The organism is Lysinibacillus sp. Y5S-8, from assembly GCF_036894365.1.
GTDB lineage: Bacteria > Bacillota > Bacilli > Bacillales_A > Planococcaceae > Lysinibacillus > Lysinibacillus fusiformis_D.
This window is the reverse complement of sequence record NZ_CP145889.1, coordinates 3272386-3295447: the sequence shown is the minus strand read 5'-3', so window position 1 is coordinate 3295447 and position 23062 is coordinate 3272386. Positions and strand designations below refer to the sequence as shown.

Genomic DNA, 23062 nt, shown 5'->3' with positions numbered 1-23062 from the left:
TTAATTCAGCTTAAAGTGAAGCGACAGAGACAGAAAACCGCAAGCGCTTACGATTAATGGTTTTCTATGATGGAAGTCATTCTAGTACTTGAGCAATGAATGAGCAAAAGAGAAAGTATAGCATATATTAACTAGCAAATAAGAACTTCTATACTGGATGAAGGACCTGTTTTTGTTAAAATTATATCTTTCAGCATAGCCAAATTGTGGGCGATATCGTTTATAATATAGCTATTCATAATAGAAAGTAGTGAATTAATATGGCAACTGGCACACACATGGTCGAAGTACCCGTAGGAATTGATAATGTATGGGAATTCGTCAGTGATATGGAAAAATGGGCAAAGCTTGTCCCAGGTTATAATACACACGAAATGATTGATGACAAACATTCAACATGGACTTTTAAAGGCAATGTTGGCGTTTTGAAAAAAACGGTACAAGTAGAAATTACGATTTTAGAATGGGTAGCACCATCAAAAGTTACATTCGAATTAAAGGGTCTTTCTGATAATTTCACTGGAAATGGCTATTTCCTTGCAGAAAGCATTGATGCTGAAAACACAAAAATGACAGGCTTTTTAGAAGTCGTTGCTGGCGGCTTAGCTGGCCCTGTGTTAAATCCGATTTTTAAACCGATCGTACCAAAGGCAACACAAATGCTAACAGATCGTGTAGCTAATAAAATTAAATTAGTTAATGTTTAAATGATAAGAACATCTATGAAAATGGCATGCTAGAAGTAATTCTAGCATGCCATTTTTCTAGTAGTATCTATTGATAATTGTGTTCAACTTGAAACACCCTAGCATACTATCCTTTAAATCGTCATATGATGCAAAGGGAGGGATTATTATCGAACAAAAAACTTGGAATATGCGAGAAACATTTTGTTTTCCTGGATATGGTTGTCCAACAGAATTAGCTGCTGTACAAATTAAACCACAGTGGCAAGCCATGCAGTTAGAGGATTCACTTCGATTAATGGGCATCTACCATATTACTGCACATGTTCGTTTTGATTTTCAAGATATGCAAGCATTTACAGGTGATGATAATTTAATTACAATTGATGCCCTTGATGTCCAAGGAGATACTGGTTATTTTGAGTATGCTGTACCTTTACATGTGGATTTACCAAAAGAATCAGATGTCAAAGATTTAATGGTCAAAGATATTCGCCCTAGTCTGTCGAATCAGATGTGTCAGCTTGAGTGGACAGTTACAAGTATTTTTAACGAATATGAACCCGTTGTTGAAAATGATACTTTAGACAATCCACACCTAATGGCTCATGCTTTCGATCAAGAAGAAAAAATGGCTGTAATCGAGGAAAGTGTTCAAGTGAAACAACCTACCGCAGTAGCAGCAGCTTCACGCCAAGAGACCTCTACAACAGTTGACCAAAAGATAGCAATGAGAGAATCCTCAAGCCATATTGTTGTACGTGAATCCAGCACTTGGCATGAAGTGCCTTCCATGATTTGGGACCTAACAGAAGAGTATACACCGCTTAAAGTCCGTGTTTCAAATGATGTCTTTCAAAAGTAAATAGCAGAGAAGTAGTAGGAGCAATAAGAAGACTAAATCGCCTGATGTTGGCACAATAATGACACGGATAAACTGAAAAGCACAAATTGGCACAATAATGGTTCTACAATAAAAACGAACTTGTCGTAGCCAAGGGGGTAAAAGCCAAGGGTTATACTTGCGTCGACGCATTGAATTGTCACTTCCTTTTCTATTTACTTTACTCTTACTAAAAGATGACTAAATCACTTGAAAAATGACACGATTCTGCGGTACAATAAGGAAAATCAAATACAGATGCTATGATAGGGAAGAGTAAATTATGTCTACATTTTCAGAGAGGAAACGGTAGCTGAGAAGTTTCTATTTGTACTTAGTTGAAGGTAGCCCTTGAGCAGCTTTAGTGAACTAACAGTAGTTAAAGCCGGTTAAACACCGTTACCGAATTAAGAGCCAGTAGGGAAGGCTGAGAAAATGTGTCATTTAGCATTGATCTTAACCGCTGCTGGAATTAAAGGTGGTACCGCGAATTAAAACTCCTTCGTCCTTTTAGACGAGAGGAGTTTTTTTATTGGGTAAAAAAATGAACAGCATTTCTTTACCAATAGTCTTCAAACAATAGGAGGAGTCAAGATGACAGAAAACATTTCAATGCCAACTAAATATGACCCACAGTCCATTGAAGCCGGTCGCTATGAATGGTGGTTACAAGGGAAATTTTTCGAGGCACAGCCTGAAAGTGGGAAAAAGCCTTATTCCATCGTTATTCCACCACCGAACGTAACAGGTAAATTACATCTTGGGCATGCTTGGGATACAACATTACAAGATATCCTTACTCGTATGAAACGCATGCAAGGCTATGATGCCCTTTGGTTACCAGGTATGGACCATGCAGGGATCGCAACACAAGCAAAAGTAGAAGCAAAACTGCGTGAGGATAATATTACACGTTATGATTTAGGCCGTGAAAAATTCCTTGAAAAAACATGGGAATGGAAAGAAGAATATGCTGGACATATTCGTGATCAATGGGCAAAGCTTGGCCTTGGTTTAGACTACACACGTGAACGTTTCACACTAGATAAAGGTCTTTCAGATGCAGTTAAAACAGTTTTTATTGAGTTATATGAAAAAGGTTTAATTTACCGTGGCGAACGTATTATCAACTGGGATCCAGCAGCGAAAACAGCACTATCTGATATTGAGGTAATTTATCAGGATGTGCAAGGTGCATTCTATCATATGAAATATCCTTTAGCGGATGGTTCAGGATATGTAGAAGTTGCTACAACACGTCCTGAAACAATGCTCGGTGACTCTGGGGTAGCTGTTCACCCGAACGATGAGCGCTATCAGCATTTAATTGGTAAAACAGTTATTTTACCGATTGTAGGTCGTGAAATTCCGATTGTAGCTGATGACTATGTTGATAAGGAATTTGGTACTGGAGTTGTAAAAATGACACCAGCACATGATCCGAACGACTTTGAAGTTGGAAATCGTCACAACCTAGAGCGCATTCTTGTGATGAATGAAGACGGTACAATGAATGATCTTGCCGGCAAATATAAAGGGATGGATCGTTTTGAATGCCGTAAGCAAATTGTTGCTGATTTACAAGAAGCAGGCGTGCTGATTCGTATTGAAGAGCATATGCATTCAGTAGGTCACTCTGAACGTTCTGGTGCTGTTGTTGAGCCATACCTTTCAGCACAATGGTTCGTTAAAATGCAACCACTTGCTGACACTTCCCTCGAGCTTCAAAAAGACGAAGAAGGGAAAGTAAACTTTGTCCCAGCTCGTTTTGAAAACACATATTCTCGTTGGATGGAGAATATCCGTGATTGGTGTATTTCTCGTCAATTATGGTGGGGCCATCAAATCCCAGCTTGGTATCATAATGAAACAGGCGAAGTTTACGTAGGAAAAGAAGCTCCAGCTGATTCCAAAAATTGGACACAAGATGAAGATGTACTCGATACTTGGTTCTCTTCTGCGCTATGGCCGTTTTCTACAATGGGCTGGCCAGATGAGGCAAATGAAGAATATAAACGTTATTACCCAACCAGCACATTAGTAACGGGATATGATATTATTTTCTTCTGGGTATCTCGCATGATTTTCCAAGGTCTTGAATTTACAGGTCAACGCCCATTCAAAGATGTGTTAATTCACGGTTTAGTACGTGATGGCGAAGGTCGTAAAATGAGTAAATCACTTGGTAATGGTGTAGATCCAATGGATGTTATTGAGCAATACGGTGCAGACTCTTTACGCTATTTCCTAGCGACTGGTTCATCACCTGGTCAAGATTTACGCTATACAACTGAAAAAGTAGAGGCAGTATGGAATTTTGCCAATAAGATTTGGAATGCATCACGTTTCGCACTTATGAATATGGACGGTATGACCTATGATGAAATCGACTTAACAGGTGAAAAATCCGTTGCTGACAAATGGATCTTAACACGCTTAAATGAAACGATTGAACGTGTAACTTCTCTTGCAGAACGTTATGAATTTGGAGAAGTTGGCCGTGAATTATACAATTTCATTTGGGATGATTTCTGTTCTTGGTATATTGAAATGGCGAAATTACCACTTTACGGTGAGGATGAAGTAGCTAAAAAGACTACTCGTTCTATTTTAGCTTACGTACTGGATCAAACAATGCGTTTATTACATCCATTTATGCCATTCATTACAGAAGAAATTTGGCAGCACTTACCACATGAAGGTGAATCTATTACAGTGGCTGCATGGCCAACAGTACGTGCGGATCTTCATTTTGCTGATGAAGCAGATAATATGAAGCTCCTAATGGATATTATACGTTCAGTACGTAATATTCGTGCGGAAGTGAATACACCGATGAGCAAAAAAGTACCGCTATTTATTTCAGCGAAAGATGCGGCAACAGTAGCTGTTCTTGAAGCGAATCAGGGCTATTTAGAAAAATTCTGTAATCCTGATGCCCTAACTATTGGTGAAGGTTTAGAGGCTCCAGGTCAATCAATGACGGCTGTTGTCACAGGAGCGCAAGTTTTCCTACCACTTGTTGGTCTTATTAACTTAGAGGAAGAAATTGCTCGCCTTGAAAAAGAGTTAGAGAAATGGGCAAAAGAAGTAAAGCTTGTTACTGGTAAGCTATCAAATGAGAAGTTCGTATCGAAAGCACCTGAAGCGTTAGTCAATGCAGAGCGTGAAAAATTAGCAGATTATGAAAGCAAGCATGCTGTTGTGTTAAAACGTTTAGAAGAATTAAAAAATATGTAATGATGAAGCAATGGATGGCTGTAAAGTCATCCATTGCTTCTTTTTATATGGAGCAAAAGGTATGTGTTCAATTAGGTGAAAATATATAATATTATTTGAAACGATAAGTCTAATAGATTATTGTTATCGTTCGCTCAGTAGGATAAAAAACCTGAATGTTTTGGCGAGTTGGGGTGGCTAGCCCCCTTTTTGTAGAGCCTATTGTATGAAAAAAGGAGGTGTTGAGGTTGACAGGACACATTGCAACAAGTATTACGAAAGTCAATAAAGCATGTGATGAATTAGATTTTGTAAGTGCAAGGGTACTGATAGAAACGAATCTCTTGAAATTATCAGAAGCAAAGTATTATCGTTTATTAAATGCCAGTGGACGTGTGCTCTATTAGCAAATAAACCTCAACAGAATTGTATCCAGTTATCACGTACAGATTTATTAACGATTCAAAAAATAAATGAGTATTGCTCGAATTTCGATATTTAAATGTTAAAAAGAACGTTAAAAAATTCCTTTGAATTAGTACAACGTCCAGATATTCTCCCGCTGTTAAATAATGATGCCAAAATTATTTTAGACAATATGGGTCTCTATTAGATGCTCACCAAGTACATTAATTGAAAAAATAAAACTAACACGCAGTCGCTAGCTGTGTGTTTTTTCGAGTGTTTTGCTATTTAACGATGTTATTAAACATTACTTGTACTAAAATAAAGGTATTGCAGTAAGAGGGAGTGTTTCTTTTGTTTAACACAATGAACGAATGTACAAAATTTATCTTTACATTAAAAGCAGTTGATCATAAACGTGCACCACTTGTCCTCATGCGAGAAGTACTTGCCCATTTAGGTCATCCGCACAATCAACTACGTGTAATTCATGTGGCAGGTTCAAATGGCAAAGGCTCTACGGTGAATGCCTTAAGAGAAATGCTACAACATGCGGGTTACAAAGTAGGAGCATTTACGTCCCCGCATTTGGAGAGAGTCAATGAACGGATGACTATTAACGGCAAGCAAATCTCGGATGAGCAATTTTTAGCCTATTTCAATCAACTAGCCAAAATTATAGAAGAGCAATACAATGGCGATTTTCCCAGCTTTTTTGAGGTAGTAACACTGATTATGTTTCAATATTTTGCCCATCAAGGAGTAGATATAGCGATTATTGAAACAGGGCTTGGAGGACGTTTAGATGCGACCAATGTTGTCACGCCGCTTTTAGCGATTATTACAACGATTTCGCTAGAGCATACTGCATTTTTAGGTGATACATTCGCAAAGGTTGCCACTGAAAAAGCAGGCATCATCAAAAGAGGCGTACCAGTTGTAGTAGGAGTTGGGAATGAGGAGGCATTAGCTGTTATTAAAGCCACGGCAGAGGAACGATACGCACCATGCTTCGTTTTAGGACAAGATTTTACGGTGACAAATAGTGAGCAAGGCACAGATTATCAGCAATTTACATATAAAAAAGAACAGGTCGTGATGATGGATGTACCTTTAAAAATGGCTGGTCCCCATCAAATTAATAATGCAAGTCTTGCTATTACGGCTCTACTTTTATTACGTGAAGACGGATACCTTTCCTTTGCTGATGATACAATTCGTCAAGGACTACAACGCGCACAGTGGGCTGGCCGTTTCGAGCAATGGCCGAATCATATCGTGCTAGATGGCGCTCATAATTCAGAAGGTACAGCTGCCCTAATCCAAACACTCAAGGATGTCTATCCTAACAACCAATATCGATTCATTTATGCAGCATTGGCTGATAAGGATCATGCCAACAGTATAGAGCTAATGGATGCTGTGGCGATTTCAATTGCCTTTACGCAAATAAACCTGCCCAATGCAATGCCTGCCGAGAGCTTAGCGATGTTATCGACACATGCACATAAAACACATCACGAAGAATGGCTAGAAATTGTTCAAACTGTACTACATGAACGCCATGAAGAGGATATTGTGGTCATTACAGGTTCTTTATACTTTATAGCAGAAGTTCGACAATGGCTACAGGAGGAAGGTCAATGATTCCAAAACTTGATCATTATAAAGAAAAATGGCATGTCAAAAGCGATGATGCGATTAAACCTGGTCTTGAGGCGATTGAAGAGGCCTTGTCCTTAGTAGGCAACCCTGAGCAAACATTGCGTGTTGTCCACTTAGCAGGCACAAATGGTAAAGGATCTACGTTAACGTTTCTGGAGGCAATTGCTCAAGAACATAGCTTACGCGTAGGCAAATTTATGTCTCCGTGTATAGTGGATGTACATGATCAAATTCAAATAGCTGGTCACCCTATAACGGAAGCTGAAATGGATCGAGTTTTTCAACAAATGCAACAGGCAGAGCTTAGTGAAAAACTAACGGATTTTGAATTACTAACTGTAGCTGCATTTTTACATTTTGTGAATGAGCACGTGGATATCGTGCTTATTGAAGCAGGTATGGGTGGGTTACTGGATAGCACGAATGTGGTTACACCGATTGTCTCCATTATCCCAAGCATCGCGTTAGAACATACAAAATTTTTAGGCGATACGCTTGCCCATATTGCCCGTCATAAAGCAGGTATTATTAAACGATCTCGCCCCGTCATTATAGGTGATTTGCCAGATGAAGCTAAGCGTATTGTTGATGGTGAAGCCGCTCGAAAAAATGCCAATGTTCTAGCATTAGGTCAACATTTTACTGTCAAATCAACAGCTGATGGAGAATGCTATACCAATGTAGTGCAACAGTTCCAAATAGCAAAACTAACTCGGTCTATGAAGGGAACACATCAAGCGAATAATATGGCACTTGCCATTACAGCATTTTTTGAAGTGGCATCTGTATTAGATGTACCTACGAGTGAAGCAGCTATACGTCAGGCAGTGCAAAGGGCTACTATTTTAGGACGTTTTGAAGAAATAATGCCTTGTGTTATTTTAGATGGTGCTCATAATCCAGCAAGTGCGGAAAAATTAGTGGAAACGATTCAATGTGAGTTTCCAAATGAGCGCATAACATTTGTTATTGGCATATTAGCAGATAAAGACGTACAGCAGATTCTCCGCCTTTTTGAGCAGGTCAGCGATAATTTTTATTTTGTTGATTTTGACAATCCGCGAGCGATGACTGCGCAACAAATGCTAGCCCTTTCCAATGCAGCATCCAAAGCTGTCCTTGTTGATTATGTCCCTTTTTTACATGCACAGTCACTAAGTCAGCAAAGAACAATCGTATCCGGCTCATTGTATTTACTAACAGCGGTACGTAATAGATTAAAAGAATAAACCGACTAGGACTCTTGAGAGGGAGTCCTAGTTTTTTTATAGCTAGAGACCATGTTTTCCTTTCAACAGTTCTGTAGCAAATCACAATTAACTCGCATTTACACTTCGTAATCTACATATACTTATATCATATTGAGTCATCGAATTTTTGCAACGTTACTAGTTGGATAGATCGGTGGAAGGGTGAGGTGATAGATGAATGAAAATTGTAAGTCATGTGATGAAAAAACAAATATTTCGAGCAATGATTATTGGTGGATTTGTTGGTTTATTAGGTGTGGCGATTTTTTTAGGCGTGTTACAGGCCAGTACACAGTTACCGTTAAAGATAAATGGTAGTGAAGTAGCAAATAATCAATCAAAAACAGAGACGATTCCAACTGCCGGTGAGACAACCAATACATCTAATGCCCCTATGTTTTTTGCCAGTCAAGCAGGTGTGTATTCGAATTATGAGAGTGCCAGTTCTTTTGTTGCGGAATACCCAGCATTAAAAGAGAGTGCGATTGTTCAGGTTGAAGGAAAATTCTATGTATGGACAAGCATGGTCACAGAAGAAAGTCAGCTAGAATTTTTACAGGAACCCGCAACCTTTAAAAAAGCATTTACTGTCAGTGGCGCAAGCTGTAAGGAACCAACACTTGCAGAACTGCCAACAGCCTTAGCAGACAAAAAAGCTACAAAATTAAATTTTAAAGAAAATGGAAAGGACTCTACATTACCAGAGGATTGGCAATCAATTGGAGCGGCTGCCTCTACTATTTCCAACGATGTTAACATTATTCGACTGCATGTTTTTGCGCATTATCAATCTAAAAATACATGTCTTCAGGTGAAGTTTTAAGCATAAAAGATCGCGAAAGTATCATTATCTTGATTTTTTGAAAATTTTCAAATCGTCTATTCTTCGTTATCATAAGGATAAGGAGGAATGGTCAGATCATGTTGAAAACAAATTATAAGCTTGTCCTTGCTTCTGCGTCACCAAGGAGAAAGGAATTACTGGGCATGTTAGCACTTCCGTTTGAAGTAATGACTAGTGAAGTGGAGGAAACAAGTGTACAAGCCAACACTATGCAGGATTATGTAAAGGGAGTGGCTCTATTAAAGACGCGTGATGTAGCCAGAAAAGCACCTAATGCCACGATTATTGGTGCAGATACAATCGTGGTTTACAAGGATGAGCTACTACATAAACCAAAAACACGTGAGGAAGCTATTTCACATTTACAGCGATTGTCAGACAACAAGCATGTTGTTATGACAGCGGTAGCAATTATCGAACCAAATGGAAAAGAAACGATTTTTGTAGAGGAAACTACAGTTGTTTTTCATCATTTATCACAAGAGTTAATCGAAGCCTATGTAGATTCTGGAGATCCATTTGATAAAGCTGGTGGTTATGGTATTCAGACAGTAGGCACACTATTAGTTAAACGAATTGAAGGAGATTATAACAATGTTGTAGGTCTACCACTTGCAGCTTTGTTTTCGCAATTGGTAGCACGACAAATTATCCAATTTGCGAAGGAGTGAGTATTTTTGCTGGAAGAGGTTTTACCAAGTTTGATGATACGTGATGTCCATATGGAGGATCGTCCTCGTGAACGGCTGTTACGGCAAGGAGCTGAAAGTCTATCCAATCAAGAGCTGCTCGCCATTTTATTGAGAACAGGGACGAAGGAAGAATCTGTGCTTGCTCTTGCAAATAGAGTATTAAATGTGTTTGAACGTTTACATCATTTGAAGCATGCAACCATCGAAGAAATGGTGGCTATTAAAGGAATCGGTGAGGTGAAAGCCATTCAATTACTCGCAGCTATTGAACTTGGTAGACGATTGGCTCAAAAACAAAATATTGAGAAATTTACGATACGTTCTCCGCAAGATGCAGCAGCCTACTTAATGCCTGATATGACGTCGCTTAACCAAGAGCATTTTGTTGTTCTTTTTCTGAATATCAAGAATCAAATTATTCATAAACAGACCATTTTTATAGGTAGTTTAAACGCCTCGATCGTTCATCCCAGGGAAGAGAAGTCTTATATTTACTGGTGTAAAAGGCTTTAGAGACTGGGAAATATAAAATGAGTGACCAAAAAGTGACCAACGTTATAAAATATCGTCAAACTTTGAAAGTTCTTTTAACTTTACATCTTTTGTTAAATGACTGTATGTTTGGATTGTTTGTCTAACATCGGTGTGTCCTAACTGTTCTTGAATTACTTTAATATTTGAGTTTTTGGCCACCATAAAAGAAGCGAAAGAGTGCCGCAATCCGTGGAAATTTATATAATCAAGATTGTGCCTTTTCAATAACTTTACCCATTCATTTGTCATACTGTTTATATGATTCGGGTATCCGTATGGATTGGTATATAGTAAATCAAGAGGTTCTCCATTTTCGTCGATTGCTGGTTCCCATGCATCGCCGCATAACTCTTTTTGTTTCCTATGTTCTTTCATATATTCTTTTATCTCCTCCATAAATTTATCTGGAACTATAACAGTTCTGGCTAATCCGTTTTTAGGAGGGCCAAGCAGGAACTTTTTTTGTTCGTGATCATAATGTAATTGTGCATCGATTAAAATCGTATTATTATTAAAATTAACAGAGTGGTGGCGTATACCTAAGATTTCAGACCGTCTTAGTCCTAATACTGCTGCCATTTTTATTGCTATTCTTTGTTTCGGTTGCACTCCTTCAAGTACTTTGAATAAAATCAAAAGTTCCTCTTCATTGTAATAACTCTTTTCTCGATGTCGCTTATCAACATTTGGTTCTTTTATTTCTTCCATGGGATCATTCTCTTTAGAGATAAACTTCCATGTTATAGCCTTCGTAAATATACTTTTCAGGATCAGATACTTGCCTTTCAAGTTTTTTCGTCCTGAATCTTTCTCATAAGCAAAAAATTCCTCGATATCAATCGGTTTAATCTTGCTTAATTTCATACCTTTGAAAAATGGAATGATGTAATTTGTTAGTGTGCTATTGTAAGTTTGATAGGTTCTTAATCTTAAATTCTTTTTCACATGCAACTTCATCCATTTTTCCAATACAAAAGCTTCAAATGAAATTTCCTCGTTTTTGGTTACCTTATTAGATGTTGCCACCTCAAGTTCAAATTCCTTTATAGCCTTTTTAATCGCTCTATCAGATAGACTCTTCATACGTACAGTTTTTGTAAAACGAATGCGCCGTCCTCTATCATCATAGCCTTCTTCCACGGTAATTTTTATTCGTGGTTCACCTTTTTTAGTAGGGTTTAAAATTTCATAACTTGCCATAGCTTTTCTCCTTTCTCCTTTCTATTATCTATTTTTTTATTAACTTCACATGAGAACCACCACCTTTAGGGAATGTATGTTCTGTTTTAGGGTAAAAAATTTTTAGGTGTTTAAAGCCAATCGAACATTTCAATGACGCCCAAGGGTTCAAAGCAAACTGTGAAATTATCAATAGATACATATAATCCGTATTTACTCTTGTACCATTCCAAGGCAGCATCTAAAAAGTCTTCTGTAACATTAAGAAAATCTGCAAGTTCGTAGCGATTTACTATGTGTAATTTGTGTGCTTGTATTAATTTAGAAAAAGGGATAAGTCTCTCGTATGCCCAAGCACGGGCCCTTAACTCTTGTTTGCGATTCTCTATACTGGATAGATCAAGGATATCACCAGCAGTTGTGTGATGATGTCCTATCTCTTCAGTAAGTATGCAGTATTTTTCGATGATGGAGGGTAACAATTTGTTTATCCATATGACATTGTCAGCATATAAACCTTTACTTTTCATGCCATTTTTTTCGTATACCTCTATATCTAAATTGTCACATTCCTTTAATAATTCATCATATAAATACATGGGCTATTCCCCTTTTTGTTTGCGCGCCTCACGTCTCATTGCTACAAAGCGTTTAAATTCTTCAATCTCTTCTAATTCTTCTTCAGTCCATTCGTCGCCTTCATGGTGAGCAGCAATGGTATGAACCGTATTATCCTCTGGAATACTTTTTATATTTGTTCGTCCTACTAGATAATCAATTGAGACGTTAAAATAATCTGCTACCTTCTCTAATGTTTCAGCTTTAGGACTTTGTGTTTTTAAAGTGTAAAAGTAGTTTTCGCCAAGTCCCATATCTACAGCGACTTGTTTTAGATTTTTTCCTCTGCTTTTTGCTAATTGTTTTATCCTTTCAAACATTGTCATATCAATAATCTCCTTTAAGCAAGAGATAAAATATATCAAAAAGTACACAACTAGATAAAAATAGTTGACTTAAGTACTCTATTGGGTTATTATCATCTCATAAGCTAAGTTATTAGCTAAAAAAGAGTACAAAAAATACGACCTATGTAAACACATTATTTCGTTGGGGAACGGGTAAAGTGTAGGTTTCAAAGGCTTTATAAAGTCTTATTTAGCTATGCTTAAATAGTACTCTACAGAGTAATTGTTGTCAATGCTATAAGCTAATAATTTAGCTTATAACTTCCAATTAGTTGAAGCGCTGTGATACCGAGCCCATGACGGTATATCTATTTCTACTTATAGCTGATGTGACGGTAGCAACGTTAGAACAGGCGGAAATGAGGTGAGAAGGATGAAGGAGAGCAAAAAGCTAACCAATGAAGAAATACTCCGCCAGCAACTGGAATTGCTAGCAGAGCGCAGTGTCAATGTAGTAAGCGAATCTGAATTAACGCAACTCACATTAGTAATGGTTGAAGTGTACAAACTTTTGCCAAATGAAAAGAAACTGAACTTTATTCCAGAAACTGCAAATGGCAAATGCAAAAATAGTGAACGTGGTCCAAGTTCAAACTAAAACATCTTATTGATATAGTCCCATAAATCTTTTTGTATCCAGCCTTGCGAGTTGTTTTTAACTTCTATAACTAGCCATTCGTCATTAGCATCAGCTTGTGCTTTGATAATTTCTGATATTTGATTTGCTGAAAAATTAGATTTTATTAAAAATACTGATTTTAATGGTTTGCACCAAACATTATTTGTAGAAGCACTTTTAATAGCTTTTATTACACCTTCGTAATTCTTATCAGATTTATTAAGGTCATACGAGATTAAGTATACAGTCAAGGTATAGTCTCCTTTTTAGATGGTAATTTAATAGCTTTAATATCAATGTAACACAATATATTGTGGTAATCAAATGAGGAGTGCACTATATATTGAAAATTCGAGTTAAAGAATTAAGAGAGTATCGTAAGTTATCAAGATATCGACTTGCAAAACTATCAGGGGTTAATGAATCTACTCTTCAAATGATAGAAAACAGTGATAATCCTAACCCTACTTTTCGAGTGATGTGTAAGATTGCAGATGCCCTAGAAGTAAGTTTGGATGATTTAAGAAAGGAGGCTAAGGTATGTCAGAAGAGTTAGGTGCTCTAGTACGTTCAGCATTATTCAAGCGAAAGTGGAGCCAAAAGAAACTGGCAGAATTGGTCGGTATTTCAGATGTCTATCTATCAGACATTATTCGTGGTAATAAAACGGGTCCCAAAGCACAAGAGCATATCAAACACATTCGTAAAATTTTAGAAATTTAACGTGTCCCATTAGTTGTTAGAGAGGAAGTGAAAGTATGACTGAGAAGATTAGGGCAGTAAGAACAGTAGATAAATTAATGCAGTATTTAACTGAACATAATTGTCCTATTGGAAAATCAACTCTTTTAAATTTAATTCATAGTGATGAAATACCTCATGTAAAACTCACTTCACATATATGGATATTTCATTTAGATGCTATTGACCAATGGTTGCAAGGGGAGTGGAAAAAGGAAGGGTGTGAAACCAAATGAACACAACCAACCTACAATGGCTAGCAATGTCGGATGAGGATAAGCAGGCTGAGTTGAATAAGCGAGTGAAAAGGAGGTCATTAAGGTGAATCCAGTGAACATTAAATCAGTTCCAGTTGCATTGGTTGGTGAAGCATTAACATGCAACGTTAGCCCGCTGTATGAATTACACCAAATCGCCTATGAGTTACCTTTAAACGTTTTATCAGATGTGAAACAGCGTATAGGGGATTGGCTTGGCAGCGGTGGCAAAGAAACAGATCCGTACGTTAGGCAACAAGTCGCTTATGCCAAGAATGTTTATTTAGCTTTGAGTGGAAAGGAGAAGCGGAGAGTGGAGGACCAAAAACAATATTCGTTATATCGCAGGTTTGAGGTCATTAACAAAGAACTCTTGGCAGCAGCTGAAATATTAATAGAATGTAAGAGCTTAACACGCCAAGAGCTGATGTTGTTATTAAAAACTTATCAAATTAAGAATACTTGACGCTTAATTCTTCTAATTTTTCTTTTAATTCATTAAGTGATGTAACATTTTGAACTCTATCAACAATTCTGGAACCGTTTCTACAGTCCCAAACATAAATGTCAGCTTTAAACGCCTGCTTTTGATTGTTGAGTCCACTAACTTCAATATCAAAGCCATTCTGTAAGTTACGGTAAATACATTGTTCAGCATCAATCACTTTAATTTCATAGTTAGTTCCTAGTTCTTCTAAAATGGACTTTATTTTCTTACCGGGGTTTTTAACTTCAAACATTTCTATCACCTACCTTTCTACCAATAGTTTAACAGAAAGGAAATATAAGGAGGAAATCAAATGAAATCAACAGGTATTGTTCGTAAAGTGGATGATTTAGGGCGTGTGGTCCTTCCAAAGGAGTTACGTCGCACATTAGGTATTGAAGAAAAGGATGCCTTAGAAATCTATATAGATAACAAAAACATCATCTTAAAAAAATATCAGCCAAATGCTGAAAAGGACGAAGTAATTGCTAATTTGAAGAAGATGGCTGCCAATGCTAAAAATCCAAATATGCTTGAGACAATTGATCGTGCAATTAAATTAATTCGGTAGGGGCTGAGTCTAATGATTGTAGATGATATTACTTATGACAAACATGGACGTATGCAGTACCATCCAGAATTTCATTTTTCTCATGGTAAACCTTTTAGTGAGTCGGAACTTGAATACATTTGTAAGTTTTATGAGGTAGATCACGCTAGAACAATATCATTCGCCATTGGGAGAACAGAACACACTATTCGATCAAAAGTGGATTATTTAAGAAAAAAAGTTTGTTCCATTACTATAAAAATCTTAAAAAGCATTGGTAGGTGAGTTGTTTGAAAACAGTTGAAGATTATCCAATCGAAGATATGTATGGTACTGAAATTCAAAAAGGGGATATTTATTATATTTTTGGTGAATCGGTTGTCTTAGAAAGTAATTTAGATGATTACCTTACAGAACATCTAAAAGGTGAAATGCTTCTTGCGAAATAAAATGAGCCCACACCGTTGCACCGGTCATAGGCTCACATGTAATACACCAATATCAACACTATAACATGAAAAGAGGTAAACATATATGAATTTTACATTATCTATACAAGCACCTGGTCTTGAAAAGGCCCTGAATAACTTAGCTTCTGCACTACAAGGAAATAACGTTGTGAATATTGCACCGGTTGTTAGCGAACCACAATCATTACCTCAACAACAGCCGATGCCTGAACAAATTCAGCAACCTGTACAACCTGCAGCTGTTCCAACTTCTACGCCAGTTCAGCAACCAATGCAGCAGGTGCCACAGCAACAACCAATGGCACAACCCACGCAACCAGTACAGCAACAACAGGCAATGCCTCAACAATCTGTACCAACTTCACAAACAGCTTATTCAATGGACCAATTGGCTGTAGCTGCAACTCAACTTATGGACACTGGCAAACGAGATCAATTAATGCAACTTCTAGCCACATTCGGTGTACAAGCTTTAACAGCTTTACCACAAGAGCAGTATGGCGCATTTGCAACAAAATTACGTGAATTAGGTGCGAACATATGACAAAGGAAATAAAGCACGCTGAGAGGGCGCACGCGTTACTCTCAGCCTCAGCATCGTCTCGTTGGTTGAATTGTACGCCTAGTGTTCGTTTAGAAGAACAGTTTCCGGAATCTACTTCTACCTATGCAGAAGAAGGAACACTAGCGCATGAAATTGCTGAATTAAAGCTCCGTAAATATTATATGGAGCCCATGAGTCAACGTACTTTTAATACTCGTCTGAACAAGATGAAAAAGCATGAGTTGTTTCAAGATGAAATGTTAAAACACACTGACACATACCTGGAATACTTGAAGGGCCTAACTATCGGCATGAAATCAATCCCTTACGTTGCTGTAGAAAAAAGAATTGATTATAGCACATATGCACCTGAGGGCTTTGGTACAGTCGACTGCTTAATTATCAGCGGTGACACATTATATGTTACCGATTTTAAATACGGTAAAGGTGTTCTGGTGAGTGCTGAAAACAATCCTCAAATGAAGCTATATGCGTTAGGTGCTTTGCTAGAATACAGCTTTTTGTATCCAATCAAGGCTATTAAACTGGCAATCATTCAACCTCGTTTAAATAGTATTTCAGAGTTTGACCTTGCAGCTGATGAATTGCTTGCATGGGGCGAAGAAATAAAACGGATTGCCCAACAAGCTTTTAATGGGGAGGGTGATTTTGTACCTGGTGAGCATTGTAAATTCTGTAAAGCTAAAGCACAATGCAAGGCACGTGCTGAACAATATACAGCACTCGAAGATTTTACTTCAATGCATCCAGGGCTATTAACAAATGCAGATATTGGAGAGATTCTTCAACGCGCAGAAGGTATTGAATCCTGGGTTAAAGCCTTAAAAGATTTCGCACTGGCAGAAAGTTTAAAAGGTGCAGAGATTTCAGGATGGAAAGCTGTAGAAGGTAGAGGTTCACGATCTTTTACAGATTTAGATAAAGCATTTGCACACCTTAAGGAAAATGGCATCGATGAAGCATTGCTCTATGATCGCGTACCATTAACAGTCGCAAAAATTGAAAAAGTATTAAAGACAGAACAGTTTAGAAGTTTGCTAGAAGAACCAGGGCTGGTTCAGAAGTCTGCAGGTAAACCAACGCTTGCACCGATAAGTGATAAACGTAAACAGGTGTTTAATGCGCCTGATGCAGCAAGCGATTTTAGCTAATAAAACAAAAAAGGAGAAATGAAATTATGACAAATCAAAATCCAACTCGAGTTATTACAGGTGAAGTACGTTTAAGCTATGTGAATTTATTAAAACCTCGCGAAAGTCAATTCGGAGGCGAACCAAAATACAGCGTGACTTTGTTAATTCCCAAAAATGATTTTGCAACTAAACAGCGCATTGACGCAGCAATTGAGGCTGCAAAAATGCAAGGTAAAGCCAATAAATGGGGAGGGGTAATGCCTCCTGTTGTACCTACTCCGATTCATGATGGTGACGGTGTTAAATCTGACGGAACGTCCTTTGGAGAAGAATGCCGTGGACACTGGGTAATCTCAGCAAGTTCAAGCGTAGACCAACCGCCTAAAATTGTAGACATTAACCTTAATCCAATTCTTGATCCGACAGAGGTCTACAGCGGTATGTATGCACGTGTTGCTATCAATTTAGCTCCTTATGCCTCAATGGGTAAAAAAGGTGTTGGCTGCTACTTAAGTACAAACGTTCAAAAAACACGTGATGGGGAGCCACTAGGTGGGTCAGCTCCAGCTGCAGCAGATGATTTCGGCCCAGGTGCAGGAGGCGCGCCAGGTGTACAAGTGGATCCGTCACAATTGCCATTCAATCAACCACCACAATATGGCCAACAACCACCAGTGCAACCAGGTTACGGACAACAACCTCAATATCAACAACAGCCACCGGCACAACCGATGTATGGTCAACAGCCACCAATGCAACAACCAGGTTATGGCCAACAACAGCAACAACCGGCACAACAGCCTCAACAACAGTTTGACCCAATCACTGGCGCGCCAATTGGTGGCGTGTATGGGCTATGATTCAAACATTAAATATCGACATTGAGACGTTTAGTAGCGTTGATATTAAAAAGGCGGGATTGTACAAATATGTGCAATCCCCCGATTTTCAAATACTGCTTTTTGCGTACTCAGTGAACGGTCAACCTACTCAGATTATTGATTTAGCACAGGGTGAAACGATACCACAAAACATTGTTCAAGCTTTGGCGGATCCTTATGTAACAAAAAACGCATATAACGCAGCCTTTGAATGGTACTCGTTGAGTAAGTTCTTTAAAACGCCTTTAGATCAATGGCGCTGTACGATGTTTCACGGCTTGTATTGCGGATTTACAACTGGACTTGGGCCAACAGCTGTTGCCCTGGGTTTACCGCAAGATAAAAGGAAAATGACTGCAGGTACAGCCCTGATTAAACTGTTTTGTACACCGACAAAGCCAAACAAGAAAAACGGAGGGCGTACTCGCACATTACCTCATCATGAACCTGAAAAATGGCTGCTTTTTAAAGATTATTGCGTGCAGGACGTTGAAGTTGAGAAAGAAATCGCGAACCGATTATACCGTTTTCCAGTACCTCAAGCTGAACAGCAACTTTGGGAGTTGGATCAGCGAATAAATTTAAGAGGGGTAAAGATTGATCAGGAGCTAGTAAATGGTGCTTTACATGTTGATGCCTTAACTACTGCAGCACTAACTATTGAAGCCTCAAATATCACAAAATTATCTAATCCTAACAGTACACAACAGCTTACAGAATGGCTAGAAAGCAAGGGAATCAAAGTTGAAAATCTTCAAAAAGATACAGTTTCGAAATTAATAAATGAATCAACCGATGAAGTAAAACGAGTCTTAGAGATCCGACAAGAGCTTTCAAAAACAAGCGTAAAGAAATACCAAGCAATGATGGCAGCCGTTGGCGAAGATGGGCGAGTAAGAGGACTATTGCAGCACTACGGAGCAAACCGGACAGGGAGATGGGCGGGCCGGTTAGTTCAGGTACAAAACTTACCACGGAATTACCTGGATACATTGGGGCTTGCTAGAGATCTTGTAAGTGCTAAGAAAGTTGAAACCCTTAAACTCATTTATGGAAATGTGCCTGATACGTTATCACAGCTTGTAAGAACAGCATTTATCCCAAGTAAGGGTAATACCTTGTTAATTTCAGATTTTAGTGCTATTGAGGCGCGTGTCATTGCCTGGTTAGCAGGTGAGCAATGGCGTTTAGATGTGTTCAATACGCATGGCAAGATTTACGAAGCCTCAGCCTCACAGATGTTCGGTGTTCCTCTTGAACTGATTAAAAAGGGCAATCCTGAGTATGAGTTACGACAAAAAGGGAAAGTGGCCGAACTTGCTTTAGGGTATCAAGGGGGATCCGGTGCGCTTATACAAATGGGTGCCTTAAATAACGGTTTATCAGAAGACGAGTTACCGGACATTGTAAGGCGCTGGCGGTCTTCAAATAAAAGAATCGTAGATTTGTGGTATTCGCTAGAAAATGCAGCCCTTGCAGTATTACGGACAGGGCAACCAGTGGGTGTGAAAGGTTTACTATTCGCAAGGGAAAGCGATATTCAAAACGGATTAGATTTCTTAACTGTCACGCTACCAAGTGGCCGCAAATTGTACTATGCAAAACCTTTTCTTGCTGAAAATGATTTTGGTAAAGAAGCTATCCATTATTGGGGCATGGATCAAACGACTAAGAAGTGGAGCAAGGTTGGAACATACGGAGGAAAGCTTGTTGAGAATATTGTACAAGCGATTGCTCGCGATTGTTTGGCTGAAACATTAAAACGATTAGAAATATCCGGCTATGAAACCGTAATGCACATTCATGACGAGGTTGTACTTGATGTGCCGGTGCATTTAGCTGATTTAGATAAAGTGGCAGCCATTATGGGTCATCCTATAGCCTGGGCGCCAGGATTACCTCTAAATGCCGATGGATTTATTTCGGCTTACTATATGAAAGATTAGGAGGGTGAAAGTATGTCCTATGAAGATCATTTTAATTCTATCATTAAAAAATTACGATCAGAGGCACAAAGCATTAAAGGGAAATTAAGAGCGCAAAACATTGACCGTGATAAAGAATGGAATTTAGAAAATCAGTTGGCCAAGCTTCAAAATACAATTTCACAGTTTGATATTAAAAAAATAAAGCCCCGAAAACTTTCAAATGGTTCTGTGGTAAACGTATTTATTCTTGATGCTTTCTTGAAGAAATTAAAACAGTTTGACCACGAATTAGTTGAAACAAGTGAAGGGCTAGAATTGCGCTATTGGTCCAAAAAACTACTGGATCAGTCCAAAGGGAAAATGATTTTTTATGCCTTGGATCGGTACCTACTCTTTGAGATCCCTTTAATAGAAGAAACTTATAGAGTGGTAAAGCTTGAAAAGGCCATGGCATAAGGAAGGATGAATGCTGCTATGCAAAATAACAGGCAAATAACAATATCGGCAGCTGGCAGCAGGAAAGCGACTGTATGGCCTGCTCAAAAATTATATTGGTCGGAATTTATTGAACGATTAAGAACACCAATACGAGGCACAGAAACGTTAGAAGAATATCTGAAAATGCCTAAATCCGAACAGGACGAACTAAAAGATGTTGGGGGCTTTGTAGCAGGTGAATTACTGAATAACAGACGTAAAGCTACTAACGTATTAAGTCGCGACATTTTAACGCTGGATTTAGACAATATTCCTTCTAGCGGTACGCAAGATGTGCTAAGAAGGTTAGAAGGCTTAGGGTGTGCTTATTTAACGTATAGCACGCGTAAACACCATGAGAGCAAGCCACGTTTACGCGTGCTTGTTCCATTTAGTAGAACTGTTACAGCTGATGAATACGAGCCTTTAGCACGTAAAATAGCATCAATTATTGGGATTTCTTTTGCGGATCCTACAACGTTTGAAGCTTCAAGGCTGATGTATTGGCCGAGTTGTTCAGCTGATAGCCAATACGTATTTCAGTTTGGGGATAAGCCGTTTTTAGACGCTGATGGTGTGCTTGCTATGTACGGTGACTGGCGCAACATTCAGGAATGGCCAGAAGTACCAGGGGCAGGGCAAACGCATGTCCGTTTAGCAGCCAAACAAGGGAATCCATTAGAAAAGCGCGGTGTAATCGGTGCCTTTTGTCGTCAATACGATATTCACGCAGCCATTGAGGCATTTTTACCCGGTGTCTATACACCAACAGATGATGGCAGTGGACGTTATACATTTATTGAAGGATCAACCGTTGGTGGTGCTGTTATTTATGAAGAGGGCTTATTCCTTTTCTCGCATCATGCTACAGATCCGTGTAGTGGGAAATTAGTAAATGCTTTTGACTTGGTACGATTGCATAAATACAGCGATTTAGATGATGAAGCAAAGGCCGATACACCAGTAAATAAATTACCTTCTTTCGTGCAAATGAGTTCATTCGCTTTAAATGACGCAGGTGTTGCGGCCATCATGAACCAGGAACGCTATGAACGTGCAGTTGCAGACTTTGGCCAACCAGGAAATGCAGTAACAGCAGGTGATGAAGTGAGTTGGATTCACAAATTAAAATTAAATCCTGCAAATGGCCAACCGCAAAGAACAAGCGAAAATGTGTTGATTACTTTAGAAGGTGACACAAATTTACGTGGCCGGATCCGGTTAGATGAATTTGCAAATGCCATTGTTGGTTTTGCACCGATGCCCTGGGCGCCTCGCGATCAGGAACAAGATTCATTTCAATGGGGTGAAAACGATGATTTTGGCCTAGCAATCTATTTGGAAAAGGTACTAGGTTTTCAGTCAAGAGACAAGATTAAACCGGCTTTAAATCAGTGTGCTGCACGTAACCGGTTTAATCCTGTTACGGAATACTTAAACAATGTTACCTGGGATGGTGTGAAACGATTAGAGGCGCTATTTATTGAATATCTTGGCGCAGCTGATACGCCATATGTGCGTGCTGTGACACGTAAATCATTTGTTGCTGCAGTATCAAGGGCAATGGTTCCAGGTTGTAAATATGACACAATGCCAGTATTAACAGGGGCACAAGGGTTAGGGAAAACTACCTTAATTCAAATAATGGGGAAAGCTTGGTTCAGTAACAGCATTGAAACGTTTGAGGGGAAAGAGGCTGCAGAGTTACTTCAAGGTACTTGGATTGTAGAAGTGGGAGAAATGAGCGCTTATAATCGATCAGATTTAACAACCATTAAAGGTTTCCTGAGTCGTACATTTGACCATTACCGAGCAGCTTATGCCGCAAAAACTGAAAAGCATCCTCGTAGCTGTGTTTTCTTTGGTACTAGTAATAGAAGTGATTATTTACGAGATTCAACCGGTGGCCGGAGATTTTGGCCAATTGATGTTGGTATACAGAAGAATGTAAAAAGCGTGTTTCAGCATTTAAGTAGCGAAGTGGATCAGTTATGGGCTGAGGCCGTGATGTATTGGCGGCTGGGCGAGTCGCTGATATTAACTGGCGAATTGTTAGATGAAGCACAGCGTCAACAGGAGAGCCATTCAGAACAGGATCCGCGTGAAAGTCTTATTCGTGAATTTGTAGAACGTAAAGTGCCTTTAGATTGGCAGAAAAAAGATGTTAGTGAACGAAAATTGTATTGGTCAAGTGAGTTTGGCAAGTCTGATATCCAACTAGTAGAACGTGATCGGATTTGTGCAGTTGAGATATGGGTTGAGTGTTTACAGGGTGAAATTCGTAACATGAGGCGAACAGATTCAATCGCGATAAACGATGCAATTGGAAAAATAGAAGGTTGGGAAAAGCGTTCTAATCCTTTTAGATTCGGCCCTTATGGATTAGTAAAAGGTGGATATGTTAAAGGTTGAATGGTCGATTTTTGTATACTTTCCATCTTAAACATGCGTATACTTTGGCTATTTTGTATACTTACCTAAAATTTGTAAAATGTATACCCGTATACTTTGGAATTGTTAGAAAGTATACAGCAAAGTATACGTAAAAACCATTGATGAATAAGCATTTATTAGTATTAGTATACCTTGTATACCTTAAATATAACTATATTCAATATTAGGCATATTAGGT

At 38.6% G+C, this 23062-nt stretch carries 26 protein-coding genes, 2 pseudogenes and 1 other annotated feature; of the genes and pseudogenes, 23 read left to right on the top strand and 5 right to left on the bottom strand.

Annotated elements, in window-relative coordinates:
• The first annotated feature begins 260 nt into the window (after positions 1 to 260).
• The 9 genes and pseudogenes from V6670_RS16030 to radC form a co-directional block, all read left to right on the top strand.
• Positions 261 to 707: an SRPBCC family protein gene (locus V6670_RS16030; RefSeq protein WP_036124000.1), complete on the top strand. Its 447-nt coding sequence runs from the start codon at positions 261 to 263 to the stop codon at positions 705 to 707.
• Positions 708 to 876: 169 nt separating this feature from the next.
• Positions 877 to 1551 (top strand): valyl-tRNA synthetase, encoded by a 675-nt coding sequence (locus V6670_RS16025; protein ID WP_186436207.1) that lies wholly within the window; start codon positions 877 to 879, stop codon positions 1549 to 1551.
• 272 nt (positions 1552 to 1823) lie between these two features.
• Positions 1824 to 2082: a binding site (T-box leader), on the top strand.
• 81 nt (positions 2083 to 2163) lie between these two features.
• Positions 2164 to 4809 carry a valine--tRNA ligase gene (locus V6670_RS16020; RefSeq protein ID WP_141905012.1) on the top strand — a complete coding sequence of 882 codons (2646 nt, stop codon included), beginning with the start codon at positions 2164 to 2166 and terminating at the stop codon, positions 4807 to 4809.
• Between the two features lie 227 nt (positions 4810 to 5036).
• Positions 5037 to 5195, top strand: a complete 159-nt coding sequence (locus tag V6670_RS16015) for a hypothetical protein (protein WP_338651651.1) — start codon at positions 5037 to 5039, stop codon at positions 5193 to 5195.
• A gap of 364 nt (positions 5196 to 5559) precedes the next feature.
• Positions 5560 to 6840: a folylpolyglutamate synthase/dihydrofolate synthase family protein gene (locus V6670_RS16010; RefSeq protein WP_186436208.1), complete on the top strand. Its 1281-nt coding sequence runs from the start codon at positions 5560 to 5562 to the stop codon at positions 6838 to 6840.
• Positions 6837 to 8087, top strand: coding sequence for a folylpolyglutamate synthase/dihydrofolate synthase family protein (locus V6670_RS16005; RefSeq protein WP_338651650.1), 1251 nt, complete (start codon positions 6837 to 6839; stop codon positions 8085 to 8087). Before V6670_RS16010 ends, V6670_RS16005 begins: the two co-directional genes overlap by 4 nt.
• Positions 8088 to 8286: 199 nt before the next feature.
• A complete protein-coding gene (locus V6670_RS16000; protein ID WP_141905015.1) occupies positions 8287 to 8931 on the top strand; it encodes a hypothetical protein in 645 nt (214 codons plus the stop codon).
• Between the two features lie 98 nt (positions 8932 to 9029).
• Positions 9030 to 9623 carry a Maf family protein gene (locus tag V6670_RS15995; RefSeq protein ID WP_089934701.1) on the top strand — a complete coding sequence of 198 codons (594 nt, stop codon included), beginning with the start codon at positions 9030 to 9032 and terminating at the stop codon, positions 9621 to 9623.
• Positions 9624 to 9656: 33 nt separating this feature from the next.
• Positions 9657 to 10121 (top strand): annotated as a pseudogene (gene radC / locus V6670_RS15990) (DNA repair protein RadC); the annotation flags it as partial.
• 78 nt (positions 10122 to 10199) lie between these two features.
• Here radC and V6670_RS15985 read toward each other — a convergent pair.
• The 3 genes from V6670_RS15985 to V6670_RS15975 form a co-directional block, all read right to left on the bottom strand.
• Positions 10200 to 11378 carry a tyrosine-type recombinase/integrase gene (locus tag V6670_RS15985; RefSeq protein WP_338651649.1) on the bottom strand — a complete coding sequence of 393 codons (1179 nt, stop codon included), beginning with the start codon at positions 11376 to 11378 and terminating at the stop codon, positions 10200 to 10202.
• 110 nt (positions 11379 to 11488) lie between these two features.
• Positions 11489 to 11956: an ImmA/IrrE family metallo-endopeptidase gene (locus V6670_RS15980; protein WP_338651648.1), complete on the bottom strand. Its 468-nt coding sequence runs from the start codon at positions 11954 to 11956 to the stop codon at positions 11489 to 11491.
• A 3-nt stretch (positions 11957 to 11959) separates the two neighbouring features.
• Positions 11960 to 12301 (bottom strand): helix-turn-helix transcriptional regulator, encoded by a 342-nt coding sequence (locus tag V6670_RS15975; RefSeq protein ID WP_058844891.1) that lies wholly within the window; start codon positions 12299 to 12301, stop codon positions 11960 to 11962.
• Positions 12302 to 12695: 394 nt separating this feature from the next.
• Here V6670_RS15975 and V6670_RS15970 point away from each other — a divergent pair, with 394 nt between their 5' ends.
• Positions 12696 to 12920, top strand: a complete 225-nt coding sequence (locus V6670_RS15970) for a hypothetical protein (RefSeq protein WP_338651647.1) — start codon at positions 12696 to 12698, stop codon at positions 12918 to 12920.
• Here V6670_RS15970 and V6670_RS15965 read toward each other — a convergent pair.
• Positions 12917 to 13192: a hypothetical protein gene (locus V6670_RS15965; protein WP_338651646.1), complete on the bottom strand. Its 276-nt coding sequence runs from the start codon at positions 13190 to 13192 to the stop codon at positions 12917 to 12919. The genes V6670_RS15970 and V6670_RS15965 overlap by 4 nt on opposite strands.
• Positions 13193 to 13284: 92 nt before the next feature.
• Between V6670_RS15965 and V6670_RS15960 the strand changes: the two genes are divergently transcribed.
• The 4 genes from V6670_RS15960 (at position 13285) to V6670_RS15945 (ending at position 14405) form a co-directional block, all read left to right on the top strand.
• Positions 13285 to 13497 (top strand): helix-turn-helix transcriptional regulator, encoded by a 213-nt coding sequence (locus V6670_RS15960; protein WP_338651645.1) that lies wholly within the window; start codon positions 13285 to 13287, stop codon positions 13495 to 13497.
• Positions 13482 to 13664, top strand: coding sequence for a helix-turn-helix transcriptional regulator (locus tag V6670_RS15955; RefSeq protein ID WP_058844894.1), 183 nt, complete (start codon positions 13482 to 13484; stop codon positions 13662 to 13664). Before V6670_RS15960 ends, V6670_RS15955 begins: the two co-directional genes overlap by 16 nt.
• Before the next feature lie 35 nt (positions 13665 to 13699).
• The gene (locus V6670_RS15950; protein ID WP_338651644.1) at positions 13700 to 13918 is read left to right on the top strand and encodes a helix-turn-helix domain-containing protein; all 219 of its coding nucleotides are present in this window, start codon (positions 13700 to 13702) and stop codon (positions 13916 to 13918) included.
• Positions 13919 to 14003: 85 nt separating this feature from the next.
• Positions 14004 to 14405 carry a DUF6877 family protein gene (locus tag V6670_RS15945; protein ID WP_338651643.1) on the top strand — a complete coding sequence of 134 codons (402 nt, stop codon included), beginning with the start codon at positions 14004 to 14006 and terminating at the stop codon, positions 14403 to 14405.
• Here the strand turns inward: V6670_RS15945 and V6670_RS15940 are convergent.
• Entirely contained in the window at positions 14392 to 14679 is a 288-nt protein-coding gene (locus V6670_RS15940) for a hypothetical protein (protein WP_338651642.1), read from the bottom strand. The two genes, V6670_RS15945 and V6670_RS15940, sit on opposite strands and share 14 nt — an antisense overlap.
• Positions 14680 to 14739: 60 nt before the next feature.
• On the opposite strand from V6670_RS15940, the pseudogene V6670_RS15935 reads away from it, so the two are divergent.
• The 9 genes and pseudogenes from V6670_RS15935 to V6670_RS15895 all read left to right on the top strand — a co-directional run.
• Positions 14740 to 14892, top strand: a pseudogene (locus V6670_RS15935) (AbrB/MazE/SpoVT family DNA-binding domain-containing protein); the annotation flags it as partial.
• A 117-nt stretch (positions 14893 to 15009) separates the two neighbouring features.
• Entirely contained in the window at positions 15010 to 15261 is a 252-nt protein-coding gene (locus V6670_RS15930; protein WP_338651641.1) for a DNA-entry nuclease, read from the top strand.
• A 5-nt stretch (positions 15262 to 15266) separates the two neighbouring features.
• Positions 15267 to 15425 (top strand): hypothetical protein, encoded by a 159-nt coding sequence (locus V6670_RS15925; protein WP_131522500.1) that lies wholly within the window; start codon positions 15267 to 15269, stop codon positions 15423 to 15425.
• A gap of 85 nt (positions 15426 to 15510) precedes the next feature.
• Positions 15511 to 15990 carry a hypothetical protein gene (locus tag V6670_RS15920; RefSeq protein WP_338651640.1) on the top strand — a complete coding sequence of 160 codons (480 nt, stop codon included), beginning with the start codon at positions 15511 to 15513 and terminating at the stop codon, positions 15988 to 15990.
• Complete coding sequence (locus tag V6670_RS15915) at positions 15987 to 17162, top strand: DUF2800 domain-containing protein (protein WP_338651639.1); 1176 nt, start codon at positions 15987 to 15989, stop codon at positions 17160 to 17162. Before V6670_RS15920 ends, V6670_RS15915 begins: the two co-directional genes overlap by 4 nt.
• A 26-nt stretch (positions 17163 to 17188) precedes the next feature.
• Positions 17189 to 18004 (top strand): DUF2815 family protein, encoded by an 816-nt coding sequence (locus V6670_RS15910; RefSeq protein WP_338651638.1) that lies wholly within the window; start codon positions 17189 to 17191, stop codon positions 18002 to 18004.
• Positions 18004 to 19971 carry a DNA polymerase gene (locus tag V6670_RS15905; RefSeq protein ID WP_338654657.1) on the top strand — a complete coding sequence of 656 codons (1968 nt, stop codon included), beginning with the start codon at positions 18004 to 18006 and terminating at the stop codon, positions 19969 to 19971. Before V6670_RS15910 ends, V6670_RS15905 begins: the two co-directional genes overlap by 1 nt.
• Positions 19972 to 19983: 12 nt before the next feature.
• A complete protein-coding gene (locus tag V6670_RS15900) occupies positions 19984 to 20409 on the top strand; it encodes a hypothetical protein (protein WP_338651637.1) in 426 nt (141 codons plus the stop codon).
• An 18-nt stretch (positions 20410 to 20427) separates the two neighbouring features.
• Entirely contained in the window at positions 20428 to 22842 is a 2415-nt protein-coding gene (locus tag V6670_RS15895) for a virulence-associated E family protein (RefSeq protein ID WP_338651636.1), read from the top strand.
• Positions 22843 to 23062: the final 220 nt, after the last annotated feature.